This is a genomic window from candidate division WOR-3 bacterium (assembly GCA_016867815.1).
Lineage (GTDB): Bacteria > Hydrothermota > Tepidihabitantia > Tepidihabitantales > Tepidihabitantaceae > UBA2258.
Genome location: VGIR01000126.1, coordinates 1 through 6,366, shown reverse-complemented (window position 1 = coordinate 6,366; position 6,366 = coordinate 1). Strand labels below are relative to the sequence as shown.

6 protein-coding genes are annotated in these 6,366 nt (G+C 59.0%); all 6 read left to right on the top strand.

Going from position 1 to position 6,366, the window contains the following annotated elements; translation table 11 throughout:
* A partial coding sequence (locus FJY68_12980; GenBank protein MBM3332738.1) for a restriction endonuclease occupies positions 1-2,112 on the top strand: 2,112 nt, incomplete at its 5' end.
* A 57-nt stretch (positions 2,113-2,169) separates the two neighbouring features.
* On the top strand, positions 2,170-2,577 hold the full coding sequence (locus tag FJY68_12975; GenBank protein MBM3332737.1) for a hypothetical protein: 408 nt from the start codon (positions 2,170-2,172) through the stop codon (positions 2,575-2,577).
* Positions 2,578-2,798: 221 nt separating this feature from the next.
* The gene (locus tag FJY68_12970) at positions 2,799-3,611 is read left to right on the top strand and encodes a GIY-YIG nuclease family protein (GenBank protein MBM3332736.1); all 813 of its coding nucleotides are present in this window, start codon (positions 2,799-2,801) and stop codon (positions 3,609-3,611) included.
* Between the two features lie 42 nt (positions 3,612-3,653).
* The gene (locus tag FJY68_12965; GenBank protein ID MBM3332735.1) at positions 3,654-4,175 is read left to right on the top strand and encodes a hypothetical protein; all 522 of its coding nucleotides are present in this window, start codon (positions 3,654-3,656) and stop codon (positions 4,173-4,175) included.
* Between the two features lie 2 nt (positions 4,176-4,177).
* Positions 4,178-4,363, top strand: coding sequence for a hypothetical protein (locus FJY68_12960; protein MBM3332734.1), 186 nt, complete (start codon positions 4,178-4,180; stop codon positions 4,361-4,363).
* A gap of 49 nt (positions 4,364-4,412) precedes the next feature.
* The gene (locus FJY68_12955; GenBank protein ID MBM3332733.1) at positions 4,413-5,906 is read left to right on the top strand and encodes a hypothetical protein; all 1,494 of its coding nucleotides are present in this window, start codon (positions 4,413-4,415) and stop codon (positions 5,904-5,906) included.
* The last annotated feature ends 460 nt before the right edge of the window (positions 5,907-6,366 follow it).

The window sequence follows — 6,366 nt, the reverse complement described above, 5'->3', positions numbered from 1 at the left end:
TCCATATGGCAGGAGGACATGCACGCCGTCCCGCGCTTCCTGTGGAACGCAAAGATGCGCTACGGCAAGACCTTCACCACGTACCAACTCGCCAGGAAACTCAAGGCCAAGCGCGTGCTGGTGGTGACCTTCAAGCCCGCCGTCGAGGATGCGTGGCAGACGGATCTCGAATCCCACGTGGACTTCGACGGCTGGCAGTACCAGTCGCGACACTCCGACAGCGATCCAACACAGATCTCCGCCAGGAAACCGCTGGTCTACTTCGGTTCCTTTCAGGACCTGCTTGGCCGCGACGTCGCGGGGAATATCAAGGCCAAGAACGAGTGGCTACACAAGGTGCGGTGGGACCTCGTGGTTTTCGACGAATACCACTTTGGCGCTTGGCGAGAAACCGCCAAGGAGCTATTCGAGGGTGAAGAAGAGGCGGTCGCCAACAAGGAGACGAAGCTCGAATACGCCGCCGGCCTGGAACGCGTAAACGAGGACCTGAGCGAACTCTCTGAGAAGGAGACCGAGTTCCTGCCCATCACGACCAGGGCCTACCTCTACCTTTCGGGCACGCCGTTCAGGGCGCTGGCCACGGGCGAGTTCATCGAGGAGCAGATCTTCAACTGGACCTACACCGACGAGCAACGCGCCAAGGAGGAGTACGCGGCTGGGAAGCCGGGAGAATGGAACCCCTACGGTGCACTGCCGCAGATGAGCCTGCTGACCTACCAGATGCCGGACGAACTGGTCGCGATAGCAAGTACCGGGGAGTTCAACGAGTTCGACCTGAACGCATTCTTCGAGGCTTCTGGAACGGGCGCGAAGGCCCAGTACATACACAAGAGCGATGTACAGAAGTGGCTGGACATCATCCGCGGCGCCTATGCGCCCAAGGCGGTGGAATACCTCAAGACCGGCACGCGACCGCCCTTCCCGTATTCGGACGTGCGCCTCTTGCCGTATCTCCAGCACTCGTTCTGGTTCCTCCCTAACGTGGCGGCCTGCCACGCGATGGCGAACCTGCTGGCCGAGAAGCACAACGTCTTCTGGCGCGACTACGAAGTGATTGTTGCCGCTGGTGTTACAGCGGGCATCGGTCTGGAGGCACTGCCGCCCGTACGCAAGGCCATTGGGGGCGGTTTCGACGCAAAGACCATCACACTCTCGTGCGGGAAGCTCACCACCGGAGTCACGGTTCCGCAATGGTCCTCCATCCTGATGCTGCGGAACCTAAAGTCGCCGGAGACCTACTTTCAATCCGCGTTCCGCGTGCAGTCGCCGTGGTCCATCAGAAACCCGAACGGCGACGACCCGAACGAGGAGGAAATCTTCAAGCCCGTCTGTTTCGTGTTCGACTTCGCGCCAACGCGCGCACTACGACAGCTTTCCGAGTATGGGATCGGCCTCTCACCCAACGAGCCGAATCCCGAGAACGCGGTCAAGGACCTCGTATCGTTCCTCCCCGTGTTGGCGTACGACGGTGCAAACATGACGCAGATTGACGCGGGCGGCATTCTCGACATCGCGATGGCAGGTACTTCAGCCACATTGCTGGCCCGCAAGTGGGAGAGTGCGCTTCTCGTGAACGTGGACAACGACACGTTGCGGCGCATCCTGGACAATCCCGAGGCGATGGCCGCTGTTGAGCGTATCGAGGGCTGGCGCACGCTGGGCGACAATATCATCGAGACCATTATCAACAAGAGCGAGATAGTGAAGGACCTCAAGAACCAGGCCAAGGTCCGCGATCTGCCCAAGAAGCAGATGAAGCAGCTCACCGAGGAAGAGAAGGAATACAAGTCCAAACGCAAGCTCGTCCAGGAGAAGCTGATTAAGTTCGCGACACGCATCCCCGCGTTCATGTACCTGACCGACTTCCGCGAGAACACGCTTCAGGACGTGATCACGAAGCTAGAACCGGATTTGTTTCTGGCAGTCACGGGCCTTACCGTCAAGGACTTTGACCTGCTCGTGCGCCTCAAGGTGTTCAACACCGAGCAGATGAACCAGGCCGTCTTCGCGTTTCGACGATACGAAGACGCGTCGCTCCGTTACACCGGCATAGACAGCCACCCAGGACTAACTCACTACGGGCTGTACGACACCGTGGTGGCGAGGGAGTAAGGAAACCACGGGAATGCGGCGGCAAATCCCAGACGCGCGGCCCACTCGAGTAGCCTTATGACCGAAGAACTTACACCAACTCTTCTGGTCCGGCGCCCCGAACTGGCCAAGGCGCTTCGGGATTTCAGGTCATGCGTCAAGAAGCGCAGGCGATGGGATGCACATCTGTACTGCGAGATGGAGCGGCTCGTGATTGCCACGAAGGGAACGCACGTGTCCATCGAGGCGCATGGGTGGTGGCCAGTGGACATCGTAGTGCCGATGCAGTCCCTCATGGCAGTCGTCGACATGAACTTCCGGACTGACCCTGTCGTCGTCTCATTCCTGGGCGGTGAGCTGAACGTGGATACCGTGAGACTAGCGTGCGAACGCATGTCCCAGGACGCCGCAGCTAGGCGATGCGGGACCGGGTCTCTGCGGCCGATTCAGCCCGCTCGCAATCCGCACCCTATCCACTTCAGATAGGAGATCAGCAGCAATCGCCATGCTTCGTCCGCCCATTTGACACGCCCGGTTAGGGAGGTTGAGGCCGAGGCTAAGGCCAAGACCCGCTACGAGCCCGACCCGGACTTCGCTCCTCTGACCGACGACGCCCCACCGCCTTGACAGCTCGGCCACACTGACGTATCATACGCCCCGTGGTGTGTCACAAGGCGCGACCTGTCTGGTCGCAGAAGGAGTAGTGCATGGTGACTCCGAAATCCCCTCGACTGATCACCGGTTGCCTGGAGGGAATCTCCAAACGCGTTTTCGCCGACTACTCCGCGCAGATAGCTGAGCTGGCAGGCGAGCAGTCCGGCATCTACGCGCTGTACAACAGAGGCAAGCTCTACTATGTAGGGCTGGCTACTGACCTGCGGCGTCGGATAAAGCACCATCTCGAGGATAGGCACGCACGAAACTGGGATACATTCAGCCTCTATGTAGTCCGCAGGGAGGCACACCTCAGGGATCTGGAGGCCATGTCCATCCGCATAGCCAAGCCCAAGGGCAACGACATTCGTGGGGGTAGGCTCACCTCACTTAAACCGGAACTGAAGGCGCTGATTGATGAATGGAATCTTCGCAGAACGAGCCGTATTCTTGGACTGCTCTCCGACGAGAGGCGAAAGCCAGGCTCCAAACGAGTATCCAGGCAGCGCCTGCCAGTACAGGATCGCGAGTTCGACACGATTGTCTGCCCCGCGCACGAAGACGGATTCAAAGAGGTATTCCTCAGGCAGAGCTGCTGGTACGCCATACGGATATCCAAGAACGTCATCCCGCGTCTGAAGTACATAGCCATATACGTGACCGGGAAGGTCAAGCTTGTTTCGCACTACGGACGGATCAAGACCATCGATCCTTGGAAGCGCAGCGGCAAGTACATCGTCCGTTTGGATGGCAAGCCAAAGGAAATCGGCCCGATTCCCTGGCGCAGGGGCGTCGTGATACAATCCTGTCGTCTGACCCAGATGTCCAAACTGAAGAGCGCCAGCACCCTGGCGGGAGCCTTCTAGAGTGAAGACCCGACTTCCAGACGCGCAACGGGTGTAGAGACTATGTCCCTGCTAGCCGAGGAAGTGGTAGAGGAATGGCTGAACCGGGACGGCTTTTTCACCATCCGCGGGGTCAAGGTTGGCTCGTACGAAATGGACGTGCTGGCCATCCGGCCGCAAGTCGGCGGCGGCCATCAGTGCCGCCATGTCGAGGTACAGGCGTCCATCAACCCGATCTCATACATGACAAAGCCCCCCTCGGCAGTTCGCAAGCAGTCCGGCGTCCAGTTCAACGCTAAGAAACGAGACCTGCCTCTCCTACGCGAGAGCGTGCTTGAGTGGGTTGAAAACAAGTTCAATCATCCCAAGAAGCTGGCGTTGCTGCACAGCCTCTGCCCTGGTGACTGGACCAAGGAACTCGTAGTGGGTAGGGTCAAGTACGAGGAGGAACTGTCCCTGGTGAAAGAGGCAGGCGTCACGGTACACCGTCTCAAGGACATTCTCAAGGAGATGACCGAAAAGAAGGGCGTCGTGAAAGCGGCCTCAGGGGCCGACTTGTATGACCTCATGCAATTGAGGGAGTAGTTATGGCGCGGCCCAGCCGTTGGCACCCCGTGATGCTTCCGGATGACTACATCAGGAAGATGAAGCAGACGCTGGAAGAGGTTGAGGCCAAGGTGGAGGATGAGGCCAGGTACGAACCGGACCCCGACTTCTTCCCTGCGTCCGACGAAACTGCCAGTCGGCTTGACAGACCGTGCGAGGGCCCGTGAATCAAATGGCGCTCAGGCCTGCGAAAGGTATCCTAGGAGGCGTTCTAAAGTGAAGATCAACGAACAGAACTGCGGTCCAATCCTAGTCACTTTGGCCGAAGAGAGGAAGGGGGCGGACTCGATGTTCCGGACGTACGCAACGCTGAGGTGGGTTGCCACTGCCGGCATTATAGCCTCGCAGGTGGCCATCACGAAGTACGCCGCGGCTTCAGCGAGTATGGAAGTGCGTATCATCATTGCGGCAACGTGTCTAGCCCTGTCGATTACCCTCATCTGCCTGAGTATCTACTTCGAGGCACGTTTGACGTGCGACACATACCGGTTCTTGCTTGCGGAGCTTGCCATAAACAAGATCACCGGTGCTCCCATCACCATGTATGGCTTCCACTTCACCCGCTTGGGGGGCGGCGGATTTCCCACAGGCAAAGGTCTTCTGCTTCGGATCCTGCTCGCGGTGGCAGCCTCCTTGATCATCGCGGCCCCGGTCTGCGCGCTTTTCATGCTGGCGGCGTCACTCAAAGCAGCGGTCGCGGCTCCACTGGCCTCAGTAGTGGGGCTAGTGGTTGCCTTGGTTGCACTCAAGATTTACGGCGTCATTCGCGCAGATGTCCTAGCCCGTCTGAAAAGCGACTGGAAATCGCTTGAATCATCCATCGCTTTGGCCCTAGGCCAGAACCAGGACGACACGCCGCCGCCACCGCCCCCCCCACCCCCTCCTCTTACTGTACCGTCGCCAAGTGAGCAGCCGATGGCGAGGTGGCATGCAGCCCTGGCTCCGGTCTCTGCAATGCTCGCTCTAGTGCTGACAATGCTTCTCACTTGTCAAACCCAGCGAATCAGTGCGGTAACCAGAGAGAATTCAGAGAGGGCGCTTGCTTGGATGGGTCGCGTCGTGATCGGAGACAATGTTACGTTCCCCAAGGGATTCCCAGTCGACTTTGTCGACGATTCGCTGAAAGGGGTGGCCAAACTGGCATCCACGAAGTACGACTTGAACACTGCGTCAAGTACGGACTCTGGCATTGCCCTCATCGACTCAGTACAGGTAAAAGGTGCGGTTCCAGCCCTCACTCTCTTCCGTGGTCTATTCTGGCGCAAGCGAGGCCAGACTGGCTACGATAGCGCCCTGGCCGATCTCAGAAGCGCTGCTAAACCCACAGGTAACCCGAACGATGTCGTGCTGTTTCTGGCGCGTATGTATGCTGGGTTGACTCTGGCCAATGCTGCTCAGATCGGCGGGACCACTGCAGCAAGACGTGATTCCCTGTTACGTGCAGCCGTGGTTGAGTACGATTCCGCACTAGCCAGGGCAGGTGTCGATATCCGGCTTGGCCTACATGTAGCGTCGCTGCGGTGGCGAGTTCGCGATCTCCTCAATGAGCCGGCGCGCAACATGAGAGACTCCGGGGCCGGCTTGGTTCCGGTGCTCGTGTTTGGCTTGGGCATGGCATGCAGCCTGACCAGCATTGCACTCGCACTCATCAAGCCCACCCGAAGACGAGGGGAGACTGCTGGCGAGAAACGGGGACACTTTACTAAGTAGACCCAGAAGCGCGTCAAGGGAGTCGTGACTTCGTCACAGCCCAGGCATCAAGCCCAAGCCGGCTGAAGGCCGTTAGGCATTGCAGATTGCAGATTGTAGATTGCAGATTGGCGCGGGCGTAGCCCGCCAGCCCCAAGCCGGTTTCACCCCAAACCCCGCACCTTAGGGGCTTCCGCCCCTCAAGGCGGTGTACGCGACTCCCTTTGGTCGTCGCACGTGCACCTGTCACCCCGTTGGGGTGAAACCACGCCCAAGCGCAAGCCGTAGGCCGATGTCGATTGCCGATTGGCGGAGGCTGCGAACCCGAGGTGCTTGCCCGGGCAGTTAGAACTAGTATAGTAAAGACATGGCGGTGAAGCGATGACGAGACCCTCTTGGAGATTGTACCTGGACACATCCGTGTTCGGCGGGTGTCTTGATGCTGAGTTCGCTGAGGATTCACGTCGCGTCATAGACGCAG

Coding starts and splice junctions, on each gene's coding strand:
- FJY68_12965 (MBM3332735.1), top strand. CDS start 3,654: ATGTCCCTGCTAGCCGAGGAAGTGGTAGAGGAATGGCTGAACCGGGAC.
- FJY68_12960 (MBM3332734.1), top strand. CDS start 4,178: ATGGCGCGGCCCAGCCGTTGGCACCCCGTGATGCTTCCGGATGACTAC.
- FJY68_12970 (MBM3332736.1), top strand. CDS start 2,799: ATGGTGACTCCGAAATCCCCTCGACTGATCACCGGTTGCCTGGAGGGA.
- FJY68_12975 (MBM3332737.1), top strand. CDS start 2,170: ATGACCGAAGAACTTACACCAACTCTTCTGGTCCGGCGCCCCGAACTG.